Origin of the sequence: Citrobacter sp. C1 (genome assembly GCF_014596895.2) — a bacterium.
Classification (GTDB): Bacteria; Pseudomonadota; Gammaproteobacteria; order Enterobacterales; family Enterobacteriaceae; genus Citrobacter; species Citrobacter gillenii.
The window spans coordinates 2,509,968-2,532,867 of record NZ_CP115035.1 but is presented as its reverse complement, the minus strand read 5'-3'; the positions used below and the strand labels follow the sequence as shown (position 1 = coordinate 2,532,867).

Below are 22,900 nucleotides of genomic sequence, written 5' to 3'. Positions count from 1 at the left end.
AATAGATGCAAGGAAGAAAAACATTCTTTATAGACACAGCTATTACCCTCTGCGGACGTTAGTTTTTTGCTTTATGATTAATAAGCGCTCCATAGTCATTGATGGTGCTAAAGGACAGTCCATCGATATTACCCGAATTTTTCAGGGGAAATTGTTGAGACTCGCCAGGGGCGATCATCCTGCCGTTAACCTCAGAGGAGGTACCATTTCCCTGATACCTGATCGTAAAAATAGTGATGTTATATTTTGAACTGTTTTGTGCGGTGATATTCTGACCATTTAAATGCCAGTGCAATTCGTCAGGTGCATCGTTGCTGTTACCTGGTAAACCTTCCGGCCGGTAAAATAATTTAATTCGGGTGCGAAACACAACATTCAGTTTCTGCTGGTTGTAGCCACTGTTTTTGTCTTTTGCCGGAACTTCAAGTACATTGAGCCAGTACACCGACTCTTTGTCAGTGGGCAGAGCAGGAATACCCGTGTAACTGATTCGTATCGTTTGTCCTTTATTGGGATCTACACGGTTAATCGGTGGTGTTAAAACAAAGGGTACCGATATTTTTTCCGGTGTTTCACCTTCATTGCCAGTATCGATCCAACTTTGAATCAATACTGGCCTTGCATTTTTATTTGTTAAACCAATAGTGACTTCATTTTTACCGCCCTGGTATATAACTCTGGTTCCATCCATGATGATGCTTGCATGATTTTCCTGACTCATCAGCATGCTGATGCTAAGCATGCAATATGCCAGTGCTTTTTTTTTGCTACAAAATTTCATATAGAGAATACCTAAGTTTAAAACAGGAGGTAATAAAAGTCTTATTGGTACATTAACTCATATTGAACATCGCTCGATACCGCACCTGAACCTGCAGTACCCGCTGATGAATAATACTCAACAAAATAAAGCATTTTTGTATCTTTTGTTAAATCACTATTAATATCCGTAAAAGCTGTTGTTGCCGTCTGCATTGGGTCGTTGACTCTGATTGGTTTGCGGGCGGAATCCAGAAGACGTAATTGCACGTTCTCTGCTGGGTTTGCTGCTATGTTATTCAGATTACCCTGGTTATCGCCATGTTCGCTTTTAAAATCGGCTGCAATTTTGGTTTTTGCCGGCGTTCCCAGCGTACAATCTTTTGCCACTATATAGAACGGGACTTGTCCAGCTGATGATCCGGCACCTGCAAGTGCTCCCATAGATACTTCATCAAGCGCAATACTACCCGTACCGTCAGTGCCGACTGCAGCTCCTTTGTATTCAAGCGAAACATTACACGTTGCGTCCGTGATCTGCCCGTTAAACGTAATGGTATTCGTTGCCGAGGCATAAGGCAGGTTAACTATGTTTAGTGCCAGAACCGTGCCAATGCACATAGCTGTTGTTGATTTCATATATAAGTCTCCATATAATTGCGTGTTTAAATATATCTATCCAGCATAATTTTAAGGGGGGAGGTAAATAAAATAACATCCCGTTAAACACTTATTGATGTTGATGCGCCATATTTTCAGTTTCCTTTTATGATATTGAAACTAACATCTCATATTAATTGGATGTGGGTTTCATTATATGTCACTCCCTGCGCTTGTTACCGCTTCTGTTCTTTTTTGGTCATGTTGTCCAATAATGGACCTTGTTTGTCGGGCATCTGAAAAAACATGAGTGCTTACAACTCATGTCGGGAAAATGTTACTATTTAATTCCATTTGTAAAATTTGAAATCTGAGCTATACTTGTTCAGTATATTCAAAAGGATACAAAGGAAATATCATGGACTCTTTTAGCAATGAAAAACCCATTATGCATATAACTGCTATTATTGATGCTATGCTTCCTCACTCAAAACAGTCGGTGTTTGTGAGAAACAGTAAGATCTACTTTAATGATGATAATAATTGTTATCTAATGACAGAAGGTGAGGCCGTTATCTGTTCAGTTACCAGTCAAAAAATAATTGCCCGCGTAGATGCTCCATTTATTTTTGGTCTTAACATGAATCAGGATATTTATTTGCAGACAACATCGGAGACAATTTTCAATATAATTCCAGCAACAACCATGATGTCGATAATCAAAGAAAAAAATCTATGGGAACACATGTATTATATTTTAAGGCGCTACGCATATTATGTCTTTAGACGTGAAAGAATATTAAATGCGTCCTCTGCATATCAAATAATCAGCGCGTTACTACATTCGCTCGACGAAGAGCGAGACGATGTGCGTTACACCACACCAGTGGTTACCTATATCCAGGATAATTCATCGCTTTCTCGAAGTGCTATTTATAACATCATTTCAGAATTAAAAAATGGACAGTATATTGAAGTTAAACGCGGTATCTTGATAAAACTTAATAAGCTACCAGAAAAATTCTAGAAACAAGTTTTTGCTGTGGTGCAACTCTCTTTTTGTGTGATTGTTTAGCTATAAGTTGTGCATTGAGATTAGTATGCCTCTTCTGATGAAGATAGTCCCCTTACTCCCTAACTCTGCCAGTGTACTGTAAATACAGCTTCGGGAAAGGGAGGAGTTCTCCTGCACATACTGTAATGCAGTGATGGTATACCGGTACTCAACAGGCTCCAGATAGAGTTTTTTTAATAAATTAATAATTATCATTTTCGATGATTTTTGATTCAGAATATGCACCATGGTATAGCAGCGGTTAGCATGCCAGTTTGCAATATAATACATGTCTTTCCATAGTTTTTTTGTCTCAATAATGTCAATGGCCTTATTGGTTGAGATAACAAAAAATTCAGCATCGGAAAAGGTGTGAATATAGGAATCAGGGTAGTAGTTAAAGCCAAAAATATATGGAGATTTAATTTTGGTGATCATTTTCCCCGTTCCACTTTTCCTGATGGTTACTTCACCAGATGTTAGAAAATAGCATTCATTGTTTTTATTGTTAAAGTGTATAACTTCATTTTCATTAACGATGATTTTTTTTGACGCGCAGGTACAGGCATCAATTATTTTCTGAATGACTGCTGATGGTTTGTTGTTAGTGATATGCATTGCTAAACTATCTCTCTATTTGAGACTTTCATTCAGATATCTCATATTGGATAGTCTGAGAAGTTGTACATAAGATTTCTTTGTCAAACCAAGTTTTCTAATTGCCGAGCAAACATGGTTTTTAACTGTATTTGTTTTTCTTAGGTGAGTAATGTTGCTTGTTGATTTTATGTGCGCGAAAAATAACTTCTGTTCGCTGTATGTCAGGACACTGCGTTCGGTTAACTCATTTGATGAAGGTGTTTGAGGGAACAGAAAATTCCCCATTTTTGTTATTATGTTCTCAACGGAGTCTTTTTGCAGGATGACGCATCCTATTCTTATTTTAAATAGAAATTGATAATCAATTCCTGCAGCACCGATTATAACGATCTTTTTACTGCCAACAATATTTTTTAACCACAGCATAAAGTCGATGGAATTAGCAGCGGCACTGCCTGATTCTGGCATGCAGATGAAAAGCATGCTGGCCTCAGTGATTAAATGGCTACGCATAGCTTCTTGATAACCCATAGCCTGGCAACGCGTGTAACCGGGATGCTTGTTTGTGAGTGCATTATAAATGCCTTCGCGTTCGAATCGATTATCCGAAATTATCAGTGTGCGCACCATGTTGCTCCTTTATTAGGTACATGTTCCAGTCCTTGTAGAAATAGTATTTTATATTGCGATGCTTTTTCTGGAATCATACGATAATAGACAAGTTGTCTATTATTGGATTTTTTTTGGAAAACCACACAGTGAGCGAGGTGTAAACTTCAACAAGTTCGAGGTTAAAGGGGGGCTGTTACAGCGAGAGCATGCAAGCCTTTAGATTTTGTATCTGTCAGCGGGTAAGGGGGCGTTCAGGACGTTAGGTGTTCATGAGGTCGCCATCCGGCTCATACTGCAGCCAGATGGCGAATTATATGCTGGTACTCACACCAATCAGTTCATACCCAGACGAATCAATTCCAGAGGGGCGTATTTACCTTCACAACCCTCGATTTCCACTGTTTTCCCGCGGCGAATTTGCTCTGCGGTCAGGCCATCGGAATCAATAGCCTTGATGCGGCCAGTAATGCCAGTGTCACTGATCATGACGCGGCTGCCGGTGGTGATTGCGTTACGGTTACGATCGTATGTTTTCATGGTGGTTTCTCCTCTCCAACTTACCGTCAAAGCCCGTGGGCTTTTAGACCCACGTAACGGGCGCAATATAAATACGCTTCTCGTTAAAGAATTTTTTTGTTTTCGATCAAAATCACAGCTTTTTTTTGGCGGTTCAGAGGGGGAGATAAAGGGATGCATAAACTCACCCCGGAACGAGGTGAGGGAGTGATTAATCTTCGCTAAACCAGTCGCTATTTTCCTGACGAATCAGCTGAACAGATTCACCGATTTCCTGCAGGTGCAACATCATCGCGCGCTCAACGGCATCGCTGTCATGCTTCTCCAGCGCGGCAAAAATGTCGTGATGCTGACGCAGGAGCATTTCCGGCGGGGAGACGTGATCGAGGCTCATATAGCGAACGCGATCGATGGTTGCCTTGATGTTTTCCACGGTGTCCCAGGCGAGCTGACAATCCGCTATTAACGCCAGCTTCTGATGAAACTCATCGTCCAGCAGGAAAAAATCGTTAAGCTGTTTACGGTCAATAGCGATGCGCTGCTGATGCAGATTCTGCTCGAGTTGATAACACTGGTTGTCAGTGATCATCGACGCGGCGCGACGGGCAACCGCGCATTCAATTGCCTGGCGAACAAAACACCCATTTTGCACCTGCGACAGCGAAATCTTGTTCACGTAACTGCCACGCTGAGGACGGATCTGAATCAGGCCGTTCTCAGCCAGTTTGATGAATGCTTCGCGTACTGGCTGGCGTGATACATTAAAGCGGACGGAAACCTCTTTCTCCGAAAGCGGCGTACCGGGCGCAATCAGACACTGCACGATGTCGCGACGAAGAATACGATAAATCTGCTGATTTACCGGCTGTGTAGGGTTGAGTTGCGTTTCTACGGTCATTCATTCTTACTTTTTAGAGAGTTAACCCGAATACTTTATCACTTATTCGGTGGTATCTATACCCGGCACAAGGCCGGGTATAAAAATTAACCCCGGTGGACGCTCAAGCCTGCAAAAGACTGTGCAACAGGCATCATTTCAAGGGTGTTAATGTTGACATGCGCAGGTAATGACGCCACCCACCACACGGCTTCAGTGACATCTTCCGGCGTCAGCGCGGTGGTGTTTTCGTAGGCTTTGACGGCTTTATCATCGTCGCCTTTGAAACGCACGTTAGAGAACTCCGTACCGCCAACCAGGCCCGGTTCAATATCGGTCACGCGCACGGCTGTGCCATGCAGGTCGGTACGTAAGTTCAGGCTAAACTGGCGAACAAACGCTTTTGTTGCGCCATACACGTTACCTCCGGCATAGGGCCAGCTACCGGCGGTTGAACCGATATTGATAATATGACCACGATTACGTTCGACCATACCCGGCAGGACGGCACGGGTCATATAAATCAACCCTTTGTTGTTGGTGTCGATCATGGTTTCCCAGTCGTCAACGTTAGCCTTATGGGCCGGTTCAAGACCCAGCGCCAGACCGGCGTTGTTGACCAGAATATCTATGTTGCGCCATTCGGCTGGTAGGGCGGCCAGCATCTCTTCAATTGCGGCACGGTTACGTACGTCAAGTTGTGCGGTATACAGGTTATCGCCCAGCTCGTCTTTCAGCTCTTGCAGACGCTCATGACGGCGTCCGGTGGCAATAACTTTATGCCCATTCTCAATAAAACGACGCGTAATGCACTCACCAAAACCTGCGGTTGCTCCGGTTACTAAAACGATCATCTCACTGTTCCTCAACGCTTTTTATGTGCTATTACCATACCACGTCAATAAATCGTTTTCAGGAGTGAAAGATGTCGTTAACGAATCCTTTTTTACGTCAAAGCACTTTGCCTTATCAGGCTCCGCCATTTGATCGCATAGACGTGCATCATTACCGGCCCGCGTTTGACGAAGGTGTTCGGCAAAAGCGTGCCGAAATCGATGCCATTGTGCAAAATTCACAGCCCGCAAATTTTTCTAATACGCTGCTGGCACTTGAGCAGAGCGGGGCACTGTTAACGCGCGTCACCAGCGTGTTCTTTGCCATGACGGCAGCGCATACCAACGATGAATTACAGCGTCTTGATGAAGCGTTTTCCGCTGAGCTGGCGGCGCTGGCGAATGATATTTATCTTAACGCGGCACTTTTTGCGCGCGTAGAGGCCGTCTGGCGACAGCGTGCCGTGTTAGGACTGGATGCAGAGTCCTTACGGTTGTTGGAGGTCGTCTATCAGCGTTTTGTACTGGCTGGTGCCCAATTGAATGAAGAAGACAAAGCGCGTCTCAAATTGCTGAACACCGAATCAGCCACGCTGACAAGCCAGTTCAATCAGCGCCTGCTGGCGGCGAGTAAATCAGGTGCCCTGGTGGTGGATAATGTCCATCAACTGGATGGATTAAGCCCGGAAGAGAAAGCCATGGCGGCTGCAATTGCCAGGGAGAAAGGGCTTCAGGACCATTGGGTTATCCCGCTGTTGAACACGACACAACAGCCTGCGCTTGCCGCGTTACATGACAGGCAGACCCGTGAGACGCTGTTTACCCGTGCATGGACGCGGGCTGAAAATAATGATGCCAACGATACGCGCGCCATCGTTCAGCGGCTGGCGGAAATCCGAATGCAGCAGGCGAAGTTACTTGGTTTTGCTCATTATGCAGCGTGGAAAATTGCCGACCAAATGGCAAAAACGTCGGAAGCAGCGCTCACTTTTATGCGCGCTATCGTTCCGGCTGCGCGTCGGAGAGTCCATGATGAACTGGCTGAAATCCAAAATGCCATAGATAAAGAGCAGGGCGATTTTAGCGTGCAGGCCTGGGACTGGGCCTATTATGCCGAACAGGTTCGCCGTGAAAAATATGCTCTTGATGAGGCACAGCTGAAACCCTATTTTGCGTTAGATACGGTGCTGAACGATGGTGTGTTCTGGACGGCAAACCAGCTCTATGGCGTTACGTTTATCGAGCGTTTCGACATCCCTGTATATCACCCGGATGTACGGGTATGGGAAATTTTTGACCACGACGGCACGGGGCTGGCGTTGTTCTACGGTGATTTCTTTGCCCGGGAATCAAAAAGCGGTGGCGCATGGATGGGGAATTTTGTTGAGCAATCGATGCTTAACGAAACCAGACCGGTGATTTACAACGTCTGTAACTACCAAAAACCTGCCCAGGGTCAGCGCGCCTTGCTGCTGTGGGATGACGTCATTACGCTGTTCCATGAGTTTGGACACACGCTGCACGGCCTGTTTGCCAGTCAACGTTATGCCACACTCTCAGGAACCAATACCCCGCGTGATTTCGTTGAATTTCCTTCGCAAATTAATGAACACTGGGCGAGTCATCCACTGGTCTTTGCCCGCTACGCGCGCCATGTTGAAACCGGGGAAAGAATGCCAGAATCGCTGCAGGATAAGATGCAGCGGGCCAGCTTGTTTAACAAGGGCTACGATATGACCGAGTTGCTCAGTGCCGCATTACTGGATATGCACTGGCACACGTTGGAAAACGGCGAGAGGATATTGTCAGTAGCGGAGTTTGAGCAGTGTGCGCTGACTGCGGAAGGGCTGAATATTTCTGCTGTGCCGCCGCGTTATCGCAGCACTTATTTTGCTCATATTTTGGGTGGTGGCTATGCCGCGGGATATTACGCCTATTTATGGACGCAAATGTTGGCCGACGATGGCTATCAGTGGTTTGTCGAAAACGGTGGATTAACCCGTGAAAACGGCCAGTATTTTCGTGAGGCAATCCTCTCGCGCGGTAATAGTGCAGATTTGCATGGTCTGTATCCCGCATGGCGTGGGCGTGAACCAGGAATTAATGCAATGCTGCGCAACCGGGGATTAGAACAGTAGCCGGGATAATACGGTCAGCTTACAATCTGACCGTATTATCGGTGGCCGAGACTGCGGCATATTAATTACTATTAATAAATTTACATAAATTTTCTTTATAGCCGCTAAACTATTGTCTATCAGCAATACTCACACAGGGAAAGGATTCGTGATGATGAGAAAAACGGCAGAAATAGATTCAATCTTGATGGAGTTGAATCACTCGATTGATGCGCACTATAAATGGCTAGTCAAAATGTTTCACTGCGTGGTGTCATCTGATGTCACTCAGGCGGATATTTCAGGTAAGAATTCGCACTGTGCCTGTCAATTCGGACAGTGGCTTACCCCGCGCCTGGTCCAGGATGATGCAGATTATAGTTATTTGAGTAAGATAAATGCAGCCCATGAAAAAATGCATTTATTAGGTAAGGACTTGCTATCGGTAATAGTAGAAGAACGCAGTCAGTCATGGCATTTCGACAGTTTTCAGGATGCGCTTCTGGCTTTTACGTCGGCGGTGATGGATTATAAAATACATTTACTGACTATCCGCAGTAATATCGATGTATTAACCGGCTTACCTGGACGAAGAATGCTGGATGAGTCTTTTGACCAGCAGTTACTTGACGCGCAACCGCTTAATTTATATTTATTATTGCTGGATATCGACCGTTTTAAATACGTCAATGATACCTACGGCCATCTGGTTGGTGACGTCGTACTGCGCAGTCTGGCATCAAATTTATTGTCATGGACTCGTTATGATGAGATCGCGTATCGCTACGGTGGCGAAGAGTTCATCATTCTGATCAGAACAAAAACGGATGAGCAGGCATCTCTCGCGGGCTTGCGCCTGTGTCATCTCATTGAACAAAAAAAGATCCCTTACCCGCAGGGGGAGATTGATATTACGGTAACGGCTGGGATCACTCGAGTTCGCCCGGGCGAAACGCTGGACACGGCTCTCGGGCGTGCTGACCGAGCCATGTATGAAGGGAAGCAGACTGGCAGGAATCGCTGCATGTTTATGGATGAACATGAGCAGATCACACGGGTGGGTGCCAAAGAGCGGGTAACGACGCAAGCCTGAGCGTGAGTTTTGTGAGATGATTTGGTTTCGTTTAACGTTCATTGGGGTTGTTGATGATACGTTGGGTGACTATTCGTTATCTGCGCAGGGAATTGCCTGATAGCGTATAAAGCAAAACACAAATCTATCCATGCAAGCATTTACCGCTGGTTTATCCGGCGGTTTTTTTTACCTGTCGTTCAGGTAGTCGGCATTCAGGACAAAAAAATGGCCCCTTGAGCAGTGATGCTACAAGGGGCCGGTTCGGTGCAGGACTATCGTCGTTCATCAATCATCCCATCTGTGGCTAAAGTAGGCGGCCAGAAAACCAGAAAATAAAATAATTCCCAGAACGGCCATAAAAACATTCATATTACCCAGCATTGTTTATGCTCCTTTATTTGTGAGTTTCCTCTCTTACCTTAATTTCACCTCGTTAAGGACTATACTAGCAATTTAATCTTAAACAAAGATTGAACCAGGTGAATTATTTCGTCTGAATAGTAAAGTTATCGCGTTATTGGCAGAGAAAAATAAATAAGGATGTCAAAATATGCGGGGCAGGGAAAATATATCGGGGTTTTCTGAAAAAGCGACAGGGCAGCACATGCTCTGTCGCCAGAGAAATTAACAGACTACAGGCTGGCCCCAGGGTTTAGCTCGCATGCCTTTTAGCATCAGCGCCCAGGCCAGAATGATGGCAATCATCAGCACCACAAACAGCGACCATGACGGCAGGGTCGTCAGAATAACGCCGCTGACTAACGGGTTAAATGCCGCGCCAAGCCAGCCCAGTGACTGGGCGGAGAAATAGCTCGCTTTCATCCCCGCGGGGGCAATGTTGTCGATAAGCATATATTCGCCCGGTGCGTAAATGATTTCGCCGATGGTAAAAAACGCTGCAGAAATGCCCCACATTAGCAGACTGTTGCCGGAAAAAATAAAACCCACTAATCCCAGCACAAAGAATAATGTTCCGCCGGCCATTAACGGGCGGATGTTGGCGCTGGAAAGACGGCGCCCGACGACATATTGCAATGTAACCACCATTGCCGCGTTGACGGGCAGGACCACGGCCACCACTTTTTCTGCGAAATCACCGTCAGCAACCACCATCACGTACTGAGAAATACAGGACGCAAATGCGCCGCCCACAAACGAGGCCAAAAACGCTGACAGGGTAAACCAGCATAACGCTTTATCGCGCAACAGTACCGAGGGGGACCAGACGGATACGTTCAGTCCCTCGGATGGCACTTCTGAACGTTTCACCCACGTCTGGATAAATACCAACGGGAAGGCTGAGCAAAGCGCTGCCAGCCAGAACGGCAGGTTGATACTTTGCATCACCAGCAGCGTGCCGAGCGGCGGACCCACGGTCCAGCCAATGTTGAGTACTGTATAGTTAAGTGAGAAAATTTTGGTCTTGTTGGTGGCAGAGAGGTTATCGGCAAACCAGGCTTTCAGCACGGTGGCAAAGACGGAGTAGGCGCAGTTGATCAGGGCAAAAAGCAACACCACTACGATAACATTATGCACCAGAGGGATCGCGATAAAGCCAGATGCAAAACCGGTAATCGCCAGCAGCATATAGCGTTTTTTATCGAACTTATCGGCCAGAATACCGAAGCCCAGGCTGAAGATAACGCCAATAGTCAGGGCGACCGTCATGGCGTAACCAATCAGATCGACGCTCAGGCCGTACTGTCGGTTGAGATAGATGGTCATAAACGGGAGCGTGGCACCCCGCCCAATCGTCAGTAATAGTGAGGAGGCGAGTAAAGCGAGGGTGGATCTTCTCAGAGTGGTATTCATTTTCTTGCCCGACAATGCATGTTGTTATGTTTTTATTAAATTTCAGACAGAAATAGCACGGCAAAAGTGTGATGTACACTCAAAAAGTTGTCTGAAAATGCCCAGTTATACCTACCTGTATTAATGATCTGTTACCCGGCAACGATTTCCGCTACTTTAACTTGTTTACAAAAATTTAATAATTTCAGGGGCGGGTGAATGTCACGTAAAGACGGGTTGTTAGCACTACTGGTCGTGGTGGTATGGGGGCTAAATTTTGTCGTCATCAAAGTGGGCCTGCACAATATGCCGCCGCTGATGCTGGCAGGGCTACGTTTCCTACTGGTGGCATTTCCGGCTATTTTCTTTGTTGCCCGCCCGAAAATCCCTCTCTCATTGCTGCTCGGTTATGGCCTGACCATCAGCTTTGGCCAGTTCGCGTTTCTGTTCAGCGCCATAAAATTTGGCATGCCCGCTGGACTGGCGTCACTGGTATTGCAGGCGCAGGCATTTTTCACCATTGTGCTGGGCGCATTCGCTTTTGGTGAGCGTTTACAGGGCAAGCAACGGGTCGGCATCGCGCTGGCAGTGTTTGGCGTGCTGGTGTTGATCGAAGCCAGCCTGAATGGACAGCACGTGACGATGCTCGGCTTTATGCTGACGCTGGCGGCAGCGCTGAGTTGGGCCTGCGGCAATATCTTCAACAAGAAAATTATGCAACATGAATCCCGCCCGCCAGTGATGTCGCTGGTGGTGTGGAGTGCCTTGATCCCTATTTTACCGTTCTTTCTGGCATCGCTCGTCCTTGATGGCCCAGGTCTCATCGTACACAGCCTTATTGCTATTGATATGACGACTATTCTCTCACTGGTCTATCTGGCATTTGTGGCGACGATTGTGGGATACGGCATATGGGGTACGTTGCTGGGACGCTATGAGACCTGGCGCGTGGCCCCGCTGTCTTTACTCGTGCCAGTGGTTGGGCTGGCGAGTGCGGCAGTGTTACTGGATGAAACGCTAAGTGGGCTGCAACTTATCGGCGCGCTGTTGATTATGGCGGGGCTGTACATCAACGTGTTTGGTTTTCGTTTGCGCAGGACCGCTCAGGCGAGGGGATAACAGTAGCCCCGCCGTGGCGGGGCATCATGACTTATAAACTGCGCATGTTGTAATAAGGCACACCCAGTTCGTCGGACTTGTCGCTGCCGGCACCCATATGATTAAAATCAAACGGGGACTGCTCCTGCGTAGGAGGCATAATTATTGCGTCGCGATTATTGGGTGTTATGGGCTGCGCGGTTTGTTCCGCCATGCTCTGGCCCGAAACAACAAGCAGCAGGGCCAGCATTGCAGATGACAGAAGTTTCATGATTTCCTCGGTTACGTCTTTATCAGGCGATTAGCAGTTACATTGATTCAGCGGATGCAAATACCGGGATTCGCCGTGCATATTTGTCATACGGTACTTATGGGGTGGCACATCAAAATAGTTTTTGAAGGTCCGGGTCAGCGTTTGCTGAGACTCAAAGCCATAACGCTCCGCCAGGTAGAGGATCGGTTCGTTACTTTCTTTTAATTTTTGCGCTATTTCAGTCATTTTGCGGCTGCGGATGTATTGACCTAATGAATGGCCGGTTTCTTTTTTAAACATCCGTTGCAGGTGCCATTTGGAGTAACCTGAACGCTCTGACACCTTTTCCAGTGACAGCGGTGATTCAAGGTTATTCTCGATCCAGTCCAAAATGCTATGAATAGTGATTGTGTCAGTATTGCGTCTGGACATCGTCATACCTCTTTCTGTTTACGGCAGGATTTTCTTAAGCAAATGCTCAAGTGTTGCCACTTCGTCCGCCGTTAAGTTTTTTGTTAGTTCCTGGTGCAGGTCTTGCCCGACTAATTGATGGCACTGCTCACAAATTGTCGCGCCATGCTCGGTGAGTTTCACCAGCACGCCGCGTTTGTCATGTGGATTAGGAAGTCTTTCAATCCAGCCTTTACAGGCCAGTCTGTCGAGCATACGCGTCAGCGCACCAAGATCGACAGACAGCACTTTTTTCAATTCAACAGGGGTGATGCACACCGCGCAGCGGATGGAGCAAAGCACCTTAAACTGCGATGCCGTGATATCCAGCGGTGACAGGTAGTCGTTTAGCAAACGATCTTTTTTCTGATTAACCATATAGATCAAACGGCCCAGTGGGATGATTTCGTTGAACAGATCACTGGTGTTTTTCACAATGGTTGCCCTGGCAAGTAGTTAGTCACGGCTGATATTATTGCTTAGGCAAATATAAGTCAAATGAATGGGTCGGCAAATGCCACGTTTTGCTAAAACGTCAGCACCTGGCTAACCGAACGTTCGTTTCAATATTTTGATTTCACAGGCTTATGCGTAGAGGAGAAAAATGAATCCTTACATCGCGAAAATGGCTTAAACGGGTGTTTTCACCGTATACTTGCCGTTGACGATTAACGCACAGGAAAGATGAATTATGATGGATTTGTTTAAGGCCATAGGTCTGGGACTGGTAGTCCTGTTACCGTTGGCGAACCCGTTAACCACCGTGGCGTTGTTCCTCGGCCTTGCCGGCAATATGAACAGCGCAGAGCGTAACCGTCAGTCATTAATGGCGTCTGTCTACGTGTTTGCCATCATGATGGTGGCGTACTATGCCGGGCAGGTGGTGATGAATACCTTCGGGATTTCGATTCCCGGATTGCGTATTGCGGGTGGGTTAATCGTTGCGTTTATCGGCTTTCGGATGCTGTTCCCGCAGCAGAAGGCGCACGACTCTCCGGAAGCGAGAAGTAAGTCAGAAGAACTTGTAGATGAACCGACGGCCAATATTGCCTTCGTGCCGCTGGCAATGCCCAGTACTGCCGGTCCGGGTACCATTGCGATGATCATCAGTTCGGCCTCGACCGTACGTCAAGGCTCTGAGTTTCCGGACTGGGTTATTATGGTCGCTCCACCGATCATTTTTGCGGTGATCGGGGTCATTCTGTGGGGCTGCCTGCGCAGTTCAGGCGGAATTATGCGTCTGGTCGGCAAAGGGGGCATTGAAGCGATTTCCCGTCTGATGGGCTTTTTGCTGGTGTGTATGGGCGTGCAGTTTATTATTAATGGCGTACTGGAAATTATCAAAACCTACGCATAAAACCTACGCTTAAAAAAAGGGTCCGGTATAGTCTATCGGACCCTTTTTTATGGCTAGTTAGGCTGTTCTTCCAGCGCGACCGGCCACTTGCGAAAGATAATCACGGACCATATCAGCGCAGCCAGTGCGGGTATCGCACCGATGTAACCGATTGTGGACATCGACCAGTGCAAACTGACCTGATTTCCCACCAGTGCGCCCGCGCCGATACCCAGATTAAAGATCCCGGAAAACAGCGCCATGGCGACGTCGGTGGCATCGGGTGCCAGCGCAAGCACTTTCACCTGCATCCCCAGACCTATCACCATAATGGCCACACCCCAGAAAATACTCAGTATGGCGAGGTGCATCTCGCTGTCAGCGGCTGGTAATAGCAGCACCAGGCACACCGTCAGTAACGCGATAGCCGCACTTATCAGCCCGGATGCATGCTGATTACCCAGCTTGCCAAAGATGAGGCTGCCGATAATGCCCGCCGCACCCAGAACCAGTAACAACACGGTCGCAAAATTGGCACTCAGTCCGGCAACGGTCTGAACAAAGGGTTCTATATAGCTGTAAGCCGTGTAGTGCGCGGTGACTACAATGACCGTCAGTAAATAAATGCTCATCAGCGCCGGGCGGCGAAACAGCAGCGGCAGGCTTTTTAGCGAGCCTGAATGCTCACTGGGTAGTTTTGGCAGCAGTTTAATCAGACAGAGCAAGGTGACTAATGCGGCGACGCCGATAGCGAAGAAGGTTGTGCGCCAGCCAAAATACTGGCCGACGATACGGCCAATAGGCAGACCCAGCACCATCGCCAGCGCGGTCCCGGTAGCAATCAGGCTCAACGCCTGCGCACGTTTGCCGGCGGGTGCCATGCGAATCGCTAATGACGCGGTAATCGACCAGAAAATGGCGTGTGCGAAGGCAATACCAATACGGCTAATGACCAGCACGGTAAAGTTCCATGCCAGGAAAGAGAGCACATGACTGGCGATAAACAGCGCGAAAAGGCAAATCAGAAGTTTGCGTCGCTCCACCTGACTGGTAAGCAGCATAAACGGCAGTGACATCAGGGCAACGACCCAGGCATAGATGGTCAGCATGATCCCGACCTGCGCTGTTTGCATATTAAAGCTTTGCGCGATGTCGGAGAGCAAACCGACGGGAACAAACTCCGTGGTATTGAAAATAAAAGCGGCAATAGCCAGCGTAACGACCCGTAGCCACGCGACCTTGCGGGAAACAGTGTGTGTTGTCATATCAAATAAATTGGATTAGCTGCGAAAAGGTGAGGTCACGATCTTAAAACGGTTACTGGTGAAAATACAATCATTTCGTGATTCAAATCACATTTTATGCCTGATACCTGGAAAGGAGGGCCGGGTGAGCTTGCGCCACCCGGCGTCAGCTAATCTGCATTCTGCGCCAGTTGGGGGTTCAACACCTCAATAAATGCTTCCAGTTGTCGCGTCATCGCTCCCCGACGCCAGACCAGCCATGTATTGAGCCAACGCCAGTTTTCACTCAACGGCCAGGCGTTAACTTGATGGTGTCCCGGCATACTTTCCAGCATCGATCGCGGAATCAGCGCAATTCCCGCCCCGGCAATCACGCAGGCGAGCATGCCGTGATACGACTCCATTTCATGGATGGTGCCCGGCATTGCGCGATCGGCGTGAAACCAGCTTTCAAAATGGCGGCGGTAAGAGCAGTTCGCGCGAAAGGCATAAATACTGCAGCCGTTAACGTCGCTGGCCCGCTGTATGGGGGCGTGTCCGTGAGGGGTAACGATCATCATCTCCTCAAGGTAGACCGGCATGCCTTCCAGTCCCGGGTGGGTGATCGGGCCATCGACAAAGGCGGCGCTCAGCGTCCCCTCCAGTACACCGTCCAGCATGGTGCCTGAAGGCCCTGTAGCCAACGCAAACTGGATTTTAGGGTAGCGTCGATTATATTCAGCCAGCGTCGCGGGAATGCGTACGGCAGCGGTGCTTTCCAGCGAACCGAGAGAGAACAGTCCCTGCGGCTCATCGCCAGCAACGACCATGCGTGCTTCCTCTACCAGGGCAAGGATCCGCTGGCTATAGCGCAAAAAATTGTGCCCGGACGGGGAAAGTCGCAGGCGCTGGTTTTCACGAATAAACAGATCGACGCCAAGGTCGGCTTCAAGCTGGCGAATACGCGTGGTGAGATTGGACGGCACACGATGTACCTTCGCGGCGGCCTGCGTAATGCTGCCGGTTTCCGCCACCGCATTGAACATTTCCAGTTGCGTCAGATCCATTATTTTTCTCTATTCGTGAATGGTGTAGTTAATATTATTCATTTTTCAGAAAGAGTAAATACGCTCATGATATGACCATACCCTGCAAAAAGAGAGACAGCTATGACCATCACATCAGCAACACATGCGATTTCCGTCAATCCTGTGAACGGCGAAAGGTTAACGGCGATGCCGTGGGCTAGTCGGGATGAGATTGCCCATGCGCTTGATCTGGCCGCCAGTGGATTTAATGAATGGAAACACACCACCGTGGCGCATCGGGCGCAGATGCTGCGCAAGGTTGGGCACGCTCTGCGCCAGCGTGCGGAAGAGATGGCGCAGTGTATCTCACGGGAAATGGGGAAACCGATAAAACAGGCTCGTGCAGAAGTGGCGAAATCCGCGGCGCTGTGTGACTGGTATGCAGAGCATGGACCTTTGATGCTTAATCCTGAACCAACACAGGTGGAGAATAACCAGGCGGTGATCGAATATCGTCCTCTGGGCACTATTCTGGCCGTTATGCCGTGGAACTTCCCGCTGTGGCAGGTCATGCGCGGTGCAGTGCCTATTTTATTGGCCGGGAATGGTTACCTGTTAAAGCATGCACCGAATGTAACCGGGTGTGCCGGTATTATTGCGCAGGCGTTTGCTGATGCCGGTATCCCGCAGGGGGTATATGGCTGGGTGAATGCCGATAACTCGGGCGTTAGCCAGATAATCAACGATCCGCGTATTGCCGCCGTTACGGTAACGGGAAGTGTGCGAGCCGGGGCGGCAATTGGTGCTCAGGCGGGGGCGGCGCTGAAGAAATGCGTGCTTGAACTGGGTGGATCCGATCCGTTCATTGTCCTTAACGATGCTGACCTCGATCTGGCCGTGAAGGCGGCAGTCGCCGGTCGTTATCAGAATACCGGGCAGGTTTGTGCGGCAGCGAAACGTTTTATTGTTGAGGAAGGGATTGCGGCAGAATTTACTCAGCGTTTTGTGGCGGCGGCCAGTGCGCTAAAAATGGGCGATCCTCTGAATGAGGAAAACGATCTCGGCCCAATGGCACGCGTTGATCTGCGTGATGAACTGCATCAGCAGGTTGAGGCTTCGCTGGCTCAAGGGGCGACGTTGTTACTCGGTGGCGAAAAAATTGCCGGAAAAGGTAACTACTATGCCATCACTGTTCTTGGCGACGTGACACCTGAGATGACCGCTTTCCGCCAGGAATTGTTCGGCCCGGTAGCAGCAATTACCGTTGCGAAGAACGCAGAGCATGCGTTAGTACTGGCGAATGAGAGTGATTTTGGCTTGTCGGCAACGATTTTCACCGCTGATGAGACGCTGGCGCAGAATATGGCTGCACGCCTGGAATGTGGCGGGGTATTTATCAATGGTTATAGTGCCAGTGATGCCCGCGTTGCGTTTGGCGGGGTGAAGAAAAGCGGTTTTGGTCGGGAGCTTTCGCACTTTGGCCTGCATGAGTTTTGTAACGTGCAGACCGTCTGGAAAAACCGTATCTAATCTTCAGGGTGTCTCCACACGGGACACCCGTCCACGCATATCATCTGCATCCTGACGCGGTGCATTCAGCTCTGTTATACTCGCAGGCCTTTCAGACCTGCGAGCAAGGAGCATGTTGTGGCCAGGGCCATGGACAATTCAATCTTAGAAACCATTGTGCAGCAGGTTCGCCCGCTGATTGGTCAGGGGAAGGTCGCTGACTACATCCCCGCATTAGCCTCCGTTGATGGTTCCAAACTGGGTATTGCCATTTGTACCGTTGATGGTCAGCACTATCAGGCGGGTGATGCGCAAGAACGTTTTTCAATTCAGTCGATCTCGAAGGTGCTCAGTCTGGTGGTGGCGATGCGTCATTATCAGGAAGATGAGATCTGGCAGCGAGTAGGCAAAGATCCGTCAGGACATCCGTTTAACTCTCTGGTACAGCTGGAAATGGAGCAAGGAATACCGCGCAACCCGTTTATTAATGCCGGGGCGCTGGTGGTTTGCGACATGCTGCAGGGGCGTCTGAGTGCGCCACGTCAACGCATGCTCGAAGTCGTACGGGCGCTAAGCGGTGTGCCGGATATCGCCTATGATGCGACAGTTGCCCGCTCTGAGTTTGAGCATTCGGCACGTAATGCGGCCATTGCCTGGCTGATGAAATCCTTTGGCAATTTTCAACATGATGTAGCCACCGTTCTGCAAAACTATTTCCACTACTGTGCGCTGAAAATGAGCTGCGTGGAGCTGGCGCGTACCTTTGTCTTTCTGGCTAATCAGGGGCATGCCTTTCATCTCAATGAACCGGTGGTCACGCCGATGCAGGCCCGACAAATTAATGCGCTGATGGCGACCAGTGGTATGTACCAGAACGCCGGTGAATTTGCGTGGCGAGTGGGGCTGCCGGCAAAATCCGGGGTGGGGGGTGGTATCGTGGCGATCGTGCCGCATGAAATGGCGATAGCGGTCTGGAGCCCGGAACTGGATCCGGCAGGGAATTCACTGGCAGGTATTGCGGTGCTGGAACAGTTAACCCAACAGATGGGGCGTTCGGTTTACTGATGAACTCGCTCGAACCGTTGTTTTCCCGACTGGCGAAATCGACCTTTCGTTCACGGTTTCGCCTTGGTGACAAAGAACGACGCTATTGTATGGAGAAAGGCGCGCCGGTGATTGAGCAACATGCCGCCGATTTTATTGCCAAACGCCTGGCGCCTGCATTCCCGGCCAACGACGGTAAGCAGACGCCGATGCGCGGGCATCCGGTATTTATTGCCCAGCATGCGACGGCAACCTGCTGTCGCGGCTGCCTGGCAAAATGGCATGATATTCCTCAAGGGCAGGCGCTAAGTGCAGAACAGCAACGTTACGTTGTCACGGTAATTTATCACTGGTTAGTGCGGCAAATGAACCAGCCATAGATAACATAATCCTATGATAAGACCCCTTGTGTTGCGAAAAAGTTAAACGCACTATCATGGGGACTATCTGAGGAGAAAAAAATGGCCACTGGTACCCCCTGCATCGTGCTGAGCGCACAACAGATTGTGTCGAGAATCGACGAGCTTTGTGACGTTCTTGAACAGTGCGTGAATGACGGTGCATCTGTAAGTTTTATACACCCCTTCAATCGCGATAAGTCACTGTCATTCTGGACGGGCGTTGCGCAAAGCGTTGCTCGTGGCGAGAGAATTGTGCTGGCGGCTGAAAACACGCAGGGTATCCTGGTGGGAACCGTCCAGCTTATTGTCGATCAACCTGAAAACCAACCGCATCGTGCCGACGTCGCCAAATTACTGGTGCATCCGTCTGCACGACGAACGGGTATCGCACGGGAATTGATGAATGCGCTGGAAACGTGTGCGCGTCAACAGCATAAAACTACGCTGGTGCTCGACACGGCCACCGGTAGCGCTGCGGAGTTGTTCTACCACAATTGCGGCTGGCAAAAAGCGGGCATGATCCCCAACTACGCCCAAATGCCGGACGGAACGCTGACGGGCACCACACTTTTCTATAAATCATTGTAATTTGTTACCAGGGATTGATCAAAACAGGGTTTCAAGGTATTAAAGTTTGCTAACCTATTGGACCAATTCAATCAGGTTGTATGACTAATCAAAAAGGGAACCCATTGTGCAAACACTAAATCGTCGCGATTTTCCCGGTGCTCACTATCCTGAACGCATCATTCAGTTTGGTGAAGGAAACTTCCTGCGCGCCTTTGTTGACTGGCAAGTTGATTTACTGAATGAACATACCGATCTGAATTCTGGTGTGGTCATTGTTCGTCCTATCGAAAGTACATTTCCGCCATCACTGAGCACGCAGGATGGTCTCTATACCACCATCATTCGTGGTCTGAATGAAAAGGGCGAGGCCGTCAGCGACGCGCGTTTAATTCGCTCGGTTAACCGTGAAATCAGCGTCTATAGCGAATACGATGAGTTCCTGAAACTGGCGCATAACCCTGATATGCGTTTTGTTTTCTCCAATACAACGGAAGCCGGGATCAGTTATCACGCGGGCGACAAGTTCGACGATGCGCCTGCGGTAAGCTATCCGGCCAAGTTGACCCGCCTGCTGTTTGAGCGTTACAGCCATTTTGACGGCGCGCTGGATAAAGGCTGGATAATCATTCCTTGCGAACTGATTGATTACAACGGCGATGCGCTGCGTGAACTGGTGCTGCGTTATGCGCAGGAGTGGGCGTTGCCGGACGCGTTCGTGCAGTGGCTGGACAAGGCTAACGCATTTTGTTCTACGCTGGTGGACCGCATCGTTACCGGTTACCCGCGTGACGAAGTGGCCACGCTAGAAGCCGAGCTGGGTTATCACGATGCATTCCTCGATACTGCAGAGCACTTCTACCTGTTTGTGATTCAGGGGCCGAAGTCATTAGCGACTGAACTGCGTCTGGACAAATATCCGCTGAATGTACTGATTGTTGATGATATTAAGCCGTACAAAGAGCGTAAAGTTGCCATCCTTAACGGTGCGCACACCGCGCTGGTACCGGTAGCCTACCAGGCAGGGCTAGACACGGTGGGTGAGGCGATGAATGACGCAGAGATTTGCGCTTTTGTCGAAAAAGCCATTTACGAAGAGATCATTCCGGTGCTCGATTTACCGCGTGATGAGCTGGCATCATTCGCCAGCGCGGTGACCGGACGTTTCTGCAACCCGTACATCAAGCATCAGCTGTTGTCGATTGCCCTGAACGGAATGACTAAATTCCGCACGCGTATTTTGCCGCAGTTGCTGGCAGGGCAGCAGGCCAATGGTCAATTGCCGGCGCGTCTGACGTTTGCGCTGGCGGCGTTGATTGCTTTCTATCGCGGCGAGCGTAACGGTGAGTCTTATCCTGTTCAGGATGATGCCCACTGGATTGAGCGCTTCCAGAAGCTATGGAGTCAGCACTACGATCGTCAAATAAGCACGCAAGCGTTGGTCCACTCGGTACTGGCGGTCAACGAGCACTGGGAGCAGGATCTGACGCAGGTTCCCGGTCTGGTTGAACAGGTTTCTGCCGATCTGGACGCCATTCTGTCCAACGGTATGCGCGAAGCCGTGAAGCCACTGTGCTAAAATAGTCACATAATTACCCGGTTTAGGCCGGGTTTTTTATACCTGTTTATTAGTTACAACATACAGTGTGCTTCTTAAATACAGTTACCGTCTGAGACTGTAGCGCCTCATTTGTTCAGGCAGGTAAAAAGGCGGGATTTAGTGCGGTGAGGTGCTTGCAACATTGATCGCGATCACGTTTAATGGCGCGGCTTTCACATTTTCCGAAGATAACTATGATTGTTCGACCTCAACAACACTGGCTGCGTCTGATATTCGTCTGGCATGGTTCAGTGTTATCGAAGATTTTCTCGCGCCTGCTGCTGAATTTTCTGCTTTCCATTGCCGTTATCATCATGCTGCCATGGTATACGATGCTGGGTATCAAATTTACCCTGGCGCCATTCAGCATCCTGGGCGTCGCCATTGCTATCTTTTTAGGCTTTCGCAACAATGCCTGTTACTCGCGCTACGTTGAAGCTCGACACCTGTGGGGACAATTAATGATTGCCTCCCGTTCGCTACTGCGTGAGGTAAAAAACACATTACCGGACGACGTCGAGCTGGGGCAGTTTGTACGTCTGCAAATCGCCTTTGCCCACTGTTTACGCATGACCCTGCGTCGTAACCCGCAGGCGGAACCATTAGCGAAATATCTCAGTGCCTCAGATTTGCAAACTGTCTTTGCCTGCCAATCACCGGCCAACCGTATTCTGCTGTTGATGGGGGAGTGGTTAGCCGTACGCAGGCGTAATGGCGAGCTATCTGACATATTATTTCACAGTTTAAACAATAGATTAAATGATATGTCGGCGGTACTTGCAGGTTGTGAGCGGATTGCTAATACACCGGTGCCATTTGCCTATACCTTGATCCTGCATCGCACGGTCTATCTGTTTTGTATCATGCTGCCATTCGCATTGGTGGTCGATCTGCACTATATGACGCCGTTCATTTCCGTGCTGATTTCATATACGTTCATTTCTCTCGACACGTTGGCAGAAGAGCTTGAAGACCCGTTCGGCACGGAAAATAACGACTTGCCGCTGGATGCGATTTGTAATGCGATTGAAATTGATTTGCTGCAAATGAACGATGAAACGACTGTACCTGCTAAACATATGCCCGATAAGCACTATCAACTGACATAACCGAATCAATTTTCGCCATGTCCTTTTTGCCACCATACCGGCATCATATCGGAAAAAGAGTGAAACTGTGGCGCCAGATTCTCATCATCGGGATCGTCAAATCCCCCGGCTAACAGGGCAATAATCGGGGCGTCATCGATGGCGCCCACGGAACTACCACACTGTGGGCAAAAGGCTCGGCTGGATATTTCTGATGATCGCCAGGTAGCAGGTTGACCCGCAATGCCCGTCCATTCTACGTTTTCAGCGTTAAATTCAATCCACACTACGGTGGGCGCACCCGTATGTCTGCGGCAAATATCACAGGAGCAGGAATGTGAGTTGTTGGGATTCGTTGCGGTAAAGCGTACCGAACCACACAGGCAACCGCCAGAATAGATTTTAGACACGACGACTCTCTTCAGCGAAACGTTATCTGACACTAGCAGATGACAAGCCTCGCCACTAG

The 22,900-nt window shown here is 49.0% G+C and carries 26 protein-coding genes; 11 read left to right on the top strand and 15 right to left on the bottom strand.

The genetic code is table 11. From position 1 onward, the window contains the following. Window positions 1-58: 58 nt before the first annotated feature. Window positions 59-742 (bottom strand): fimbria/pilus periplasmic chaperone, encoded by a 684-nt coding sequence (locus IB214_RS12205; protein WP_161959036.1) that lies wholly within the window; start codon window positions 740-742, stop codon window positions 59-61. An 80-nt stretch (window positions 743-822) separates the two neighbouring features. Continuing rightward, window positions 823-1,398 carry a fimbrial protein gene (locus IB214_RS12200; RefSeq protein ID WP_117343100.1) on the bottom strand — a complete coding sequence of 192 codons (576 nt, stop codon included), beginning with the start codon at window positions 1,396-1,398 and terminating at the stop codon, window positions 823-825. 379 nt (window positions 1,399-1,777) lie between these two features. On the opposite strand from IB214_RS12200, the gene IB214_RS12195 reads away from it, so the two are divergent. Continuing rightward, window positions 1,778-2,386 carry a helix-turn-helix domain-containing protein gene (locus IB214_RS12195; RefSeq protein ID WP_117343101.1) on the top strand — a complete coding sequence of 203 codons (609 nt, stop codon included), beginning with the start codon at window positions 1,778-1,780 and terminating at the stop codon, window positions 2,384-2,386. 48 nt (window positions 2,387-2,434) lie between these two features. Here the strand turns inward: IB214_RS12195 and IB214_RS12190 are convergent, their stop codons facing one another. The 5 genes from IB214_RS12190 to ydfG form a co-directional block, all read right to left on the bottom strand. Continuing rightward, entirely contained in the window at window positions 2,435-3,031 is a 597-nt protein-coding gene (locus IB214_RS12190; RefSeq protein ID WP_117343102.1) for a helix-turn-helix domain-containing protein, read from the bottom strand. Window positions 3,032-3,046: 15 nt separating this feature from the next. After that, complete coding sequence (locus tag IB214_RS12185) at window positions 3,047-3,643, bottom strand: hypothetical protein (RefSeq protein WP_117343103.1); 597 nt, start codon at window positions 3,641-3,643, stop codon at window positions 3,047-3,049. 315 nt (window positions 3,644-3,958) lie between these two features. Beyond that, window positions 3,959-4,162: a putative selenium delivery protein YdfZ gene (ydfZ, locus tag IB214_RS12180; protein WP_096757090.1), complete on the bottom strand. Its 204-nt coding sequence runs from the start codon at window positions 4,160-4,162 to the stop codon at window positions 3,959-3,961. Window positions 4,163-4,352: 190 nt separating this feature from the next. Further along, a complete protein-coding gene (locus tag IB214_RS12175) occupies window positions 4,353-5,039 on the bottom strand; it encodes a GntR family transcriptional regulator (protein ID WP_115258527.1) in 687 nt (228 codons plus the stop codon). An 86-nt stretch (window positions 5,040-5,125) separates the two neighbouring features. Further along, window positions 5,126-5,872, bottom strand: coding sequence for a bifunctional NADP-dependent 3-hydroxy acid dehydrogenase/3-hydroxypropionate dehydrogenase YdfG (gene ydfG / locus IB214_RS12170; protein ID WP_096757088.1), 747 nt, complete (start codon window positions 5,870-5,872; stop codon window positions 5,126-5,128). A gap of 71 nt (window positions 5,873-5,943) precedes the next feature. On the opposite strand from ydfG, the gene dcp reads away from it, so the two are divergent. Together dcp and IB214_RS12160 are read left to right on the top strand one after the other, a co-directional pair. Continuing rightward, the gene (dcp, locus tag IB214_RS12165; RefSeq protein ID WP_117343104.1) at window positions 5,944-7,989 is read left to right on the top strand and encodes a peptidyl-dipeptidase Dcp; all 2,046 of its coding nucleotides are present in this window, start codon (window positions 5,944-5,946) and stop codon (window positions 7,987-7,989) included. Between the two features lie 151 nt (window positions 7,990-8,140). Further along, on the top strand, window positions 8,141-9,061 hold the full coding sequence (locus IB214_RS12160) for a diguanylate cyclase (RefSeq protein ID WP_117343105.1): 921 nt from the start codon (window positions 8,141-8,143) through the stop codon (window positions 9,059-9,061). Window positions 9,062-9,328: 267 nt separating this feature from the next. On the opposite strand, the gene mgtS is transcribed toward IB214_RS12160, so the two are convergent. Next, window positions 9,329-9,424 (bottom strand): protein MgtS, encoded by a 96-nt coding sequence (gene mgtS / locus IB214_RS12155; protein WP_096757085.1) that lies wholly within the window; start codon window positions 9,422-9,424, stop codon window positions 9,329-9,331. A 243-nt stretch (window positions 9,425-9,667) separates the two neighbouring features. After that, window positions 9,668-10,855, bottom strand: a complete 1,188-nt coding sequence (gene ydeE / locus IB214_RS12150; RefSeq protein ID WP_115258524.1) for an efflux MFS transporter YdeE — start codon at window positions 10,853-10,855, stop codon at window positions 9,668-9,670. A gap of 198 nt (window positions 10,856-11,053) precedes the next feature. Between ydeE and eamA the strand changes: the two genes are divergently transcribed. Continuing rightward, entirely contained in the window at window positions 11,054-11,953 is a 900-nt protein-coding gene (gene eamA / locus IB214_RS12145; protein ID WP_117343106.1) for an O-acetylserine/cysteine exporter, read from the top strand. A gap of 31 nt (window positions 11,954-11,984) precedes the next feature. On the opposite strand, the gene marB is transcribed toward eamA, so the two are convergent. From marB to marR, 3 genes are read right to left on the bottom strand one after another with little or no spacing between them, the layout of a single operon-like run. Then, window positions 11,985-12,203, bottom strand: coding sequence for a multiple antibiotic resistance protein MarB (gene marB, locus IB214_RS12140; RefSeq protein WP_096757082.1), 219 nt, complete (start codon window positions 12,201-12,203; stop codon window positions 11,985-11,987). 30 nt (window positions 12,204-12,233) lie between these two features. Further along, the gene (marA, locus tag IB214_RS12135; protein ID WP_138140554.1) at window positions 12,234-12,617 is read right to left on the bottom strand and encodes an MDR efflux pump AcrAB transcriptional activator MarA; all 384 of its coding nucleotides are present in this window, start codon (window positions 12,615-12,617) and stop codon (window positions 12,234-12,236) included. An 18-nt stretch (window positions 12,618-12,635) separates the two neighbouring features. Next, window positions 12,636-13,070, bottom strand: coding sequence for a multiple antibiotic resistance transcriptional regulator MarR (gene marR / locus IB214_RS12130; RefSeq protein WP_096757081.1), 435 nt, complete (start codon window positions 13,068-13,070; stop codon window positions 12,636-12,638). Window positions 13,071-13,326: 256 nt separating this feature from the next. Here marR and IB214_RS12125 point away from each other — a divergent pair, with 256 nt between their 5' ends. Further along, complete coding sequence (locus IB214_RS12125; RefSeq protein ID WP_096757080.1) at window positions 13,327-13,992, top strand: MarC family NAAT transporter; 666 nt, start codon at window positions 13,327-13,329, stop codon at window positions 13,990-13,992. Between the two features lie 53 nt (window positions 13,993-14,045). On the opposite strand, the gene IB214_RS12120 is transcribed toward IB214_RS12125, so the two are convergent. Together IB214_RS12120 and IB214_RS12115 are read right to left on the bottom strand one after the other, a co-directional pair. Next, window positions 14,046-15,236, bottom strand: a complete 1,191-nt coding sequence (locus tag IB214_RS12120; protein WP_096757079.1) for a sugar transporter — start codon at window positions 15,234-15,236, stop codon at window positions 14,046-14,048. Between the two features lie 149 nt (window positions 15,237-15,385). Then, complete coding sequence (locus IB214_RS12115) at window positions 15,386-16,261, bottom strand: LysR family transcriptional regulator (RefSeq protein ID WP_115258521.1); 876 nt, start codon at window positions 16,259-16,261, stop codon at window positions 15,386-15,388. Between the two features lie 102 nt (window positions 16,262-16,363). Here IB214_RS12115 and sad point away from each other — a divergent pair, with 102 nt between their 5' ends. The 6 genes from sad to IB214_RS12085 all read left to right on the top strand — a co-directional run bounded on the left by sad (window position 16,364) and on the right by IB214_RS12085 (window position 22,452). Then, window positions 16,364-17,752, top strand: a complete 1,389-nt coding sequence (gene sad / locus IB214_RS12110) for a succinate-semialdehyde dehydrogenase (RefSeq protein WP_117343107.1) — start codon at window positions 16,364-16,366, stop codon at window positions 17,750-17,752. 117 nt (window positions 17,753-17,869) lie between these two features. Continuing rightward, window positions 17,870-18,796, top strand: a complete 927-nt coding sequence (gene glsB, locus IB214_RS12105) for a glutaminase B (RefSeq protein ID WP_096757076.1) — start codon at window positions 17,870-17,872, stop codon at window positions 18,794-18,796. Then, window positions 18,796-19,155, top strand: coding sequence for a DUF4186 domain-containing protein (locus IB214_RS12100; protein WP_117343108.1), 360 nt, complete (start codon window positions 18,796-18,798; stop codon window positions 19,153-19,155). Before glsB ends, IB214_RS12100 begins: the two co-directional genes overlap by 1 nt. Before the next feature lie 81 nt (window positions 19,156-19,236). Beyond that, entirely contained in the window at window positions 19,237-19,764 is a 528-nt protein-coding gene (locus IB214_RS12095; protein ID WP_117343109.1) for a GNAT family N-acetyltransferase, read from the top strand. A 106-nt stretch (window positions 19,765-19,870) separates the two neighbouring features. Further along, the gene (locus IB214_RS12090) at window positions 19,871-21,322 is read left to right on the top strand and encodes a tagaturonate reductase (protein WP_117343110.1); all 1,452 of its coding nucleotides are present in this window, start codon (window positions 19,871-19,873) and stop codon (window positions 21,320-21,322) included. A 215-nt stretch (window positions 21,323-21,537) separates the two neighbouring features. Next, window positions 21,538-22,452: a bestrophin family protein gene (locus tag IB214_RS12085; protein WP_161959037.1), complete on the top strand. Its 915-nt coding sequence runs from the start codon at window positions 21,538-21,540 to the stop codon at window positions 22,450-22,452. Window positions 22,453-22,457: 5 nt separating this feature from the next. Here IB214_RS12085 and IB214_RS12080 read toward each other — a convergent pair whose 3' ends face one another. Then, window positions 22,458-22,841, bottom strand: a complete 384-nt coding sequence (locus IB214_RS12080) for a GFA family protein (protein WP_115258515.1) — start codon at window positions 22,839-22,841, stop codon at window positions 22,458-22,460. Window positions 22,842-22,900 lie beyond the last annotated feature (59 nt).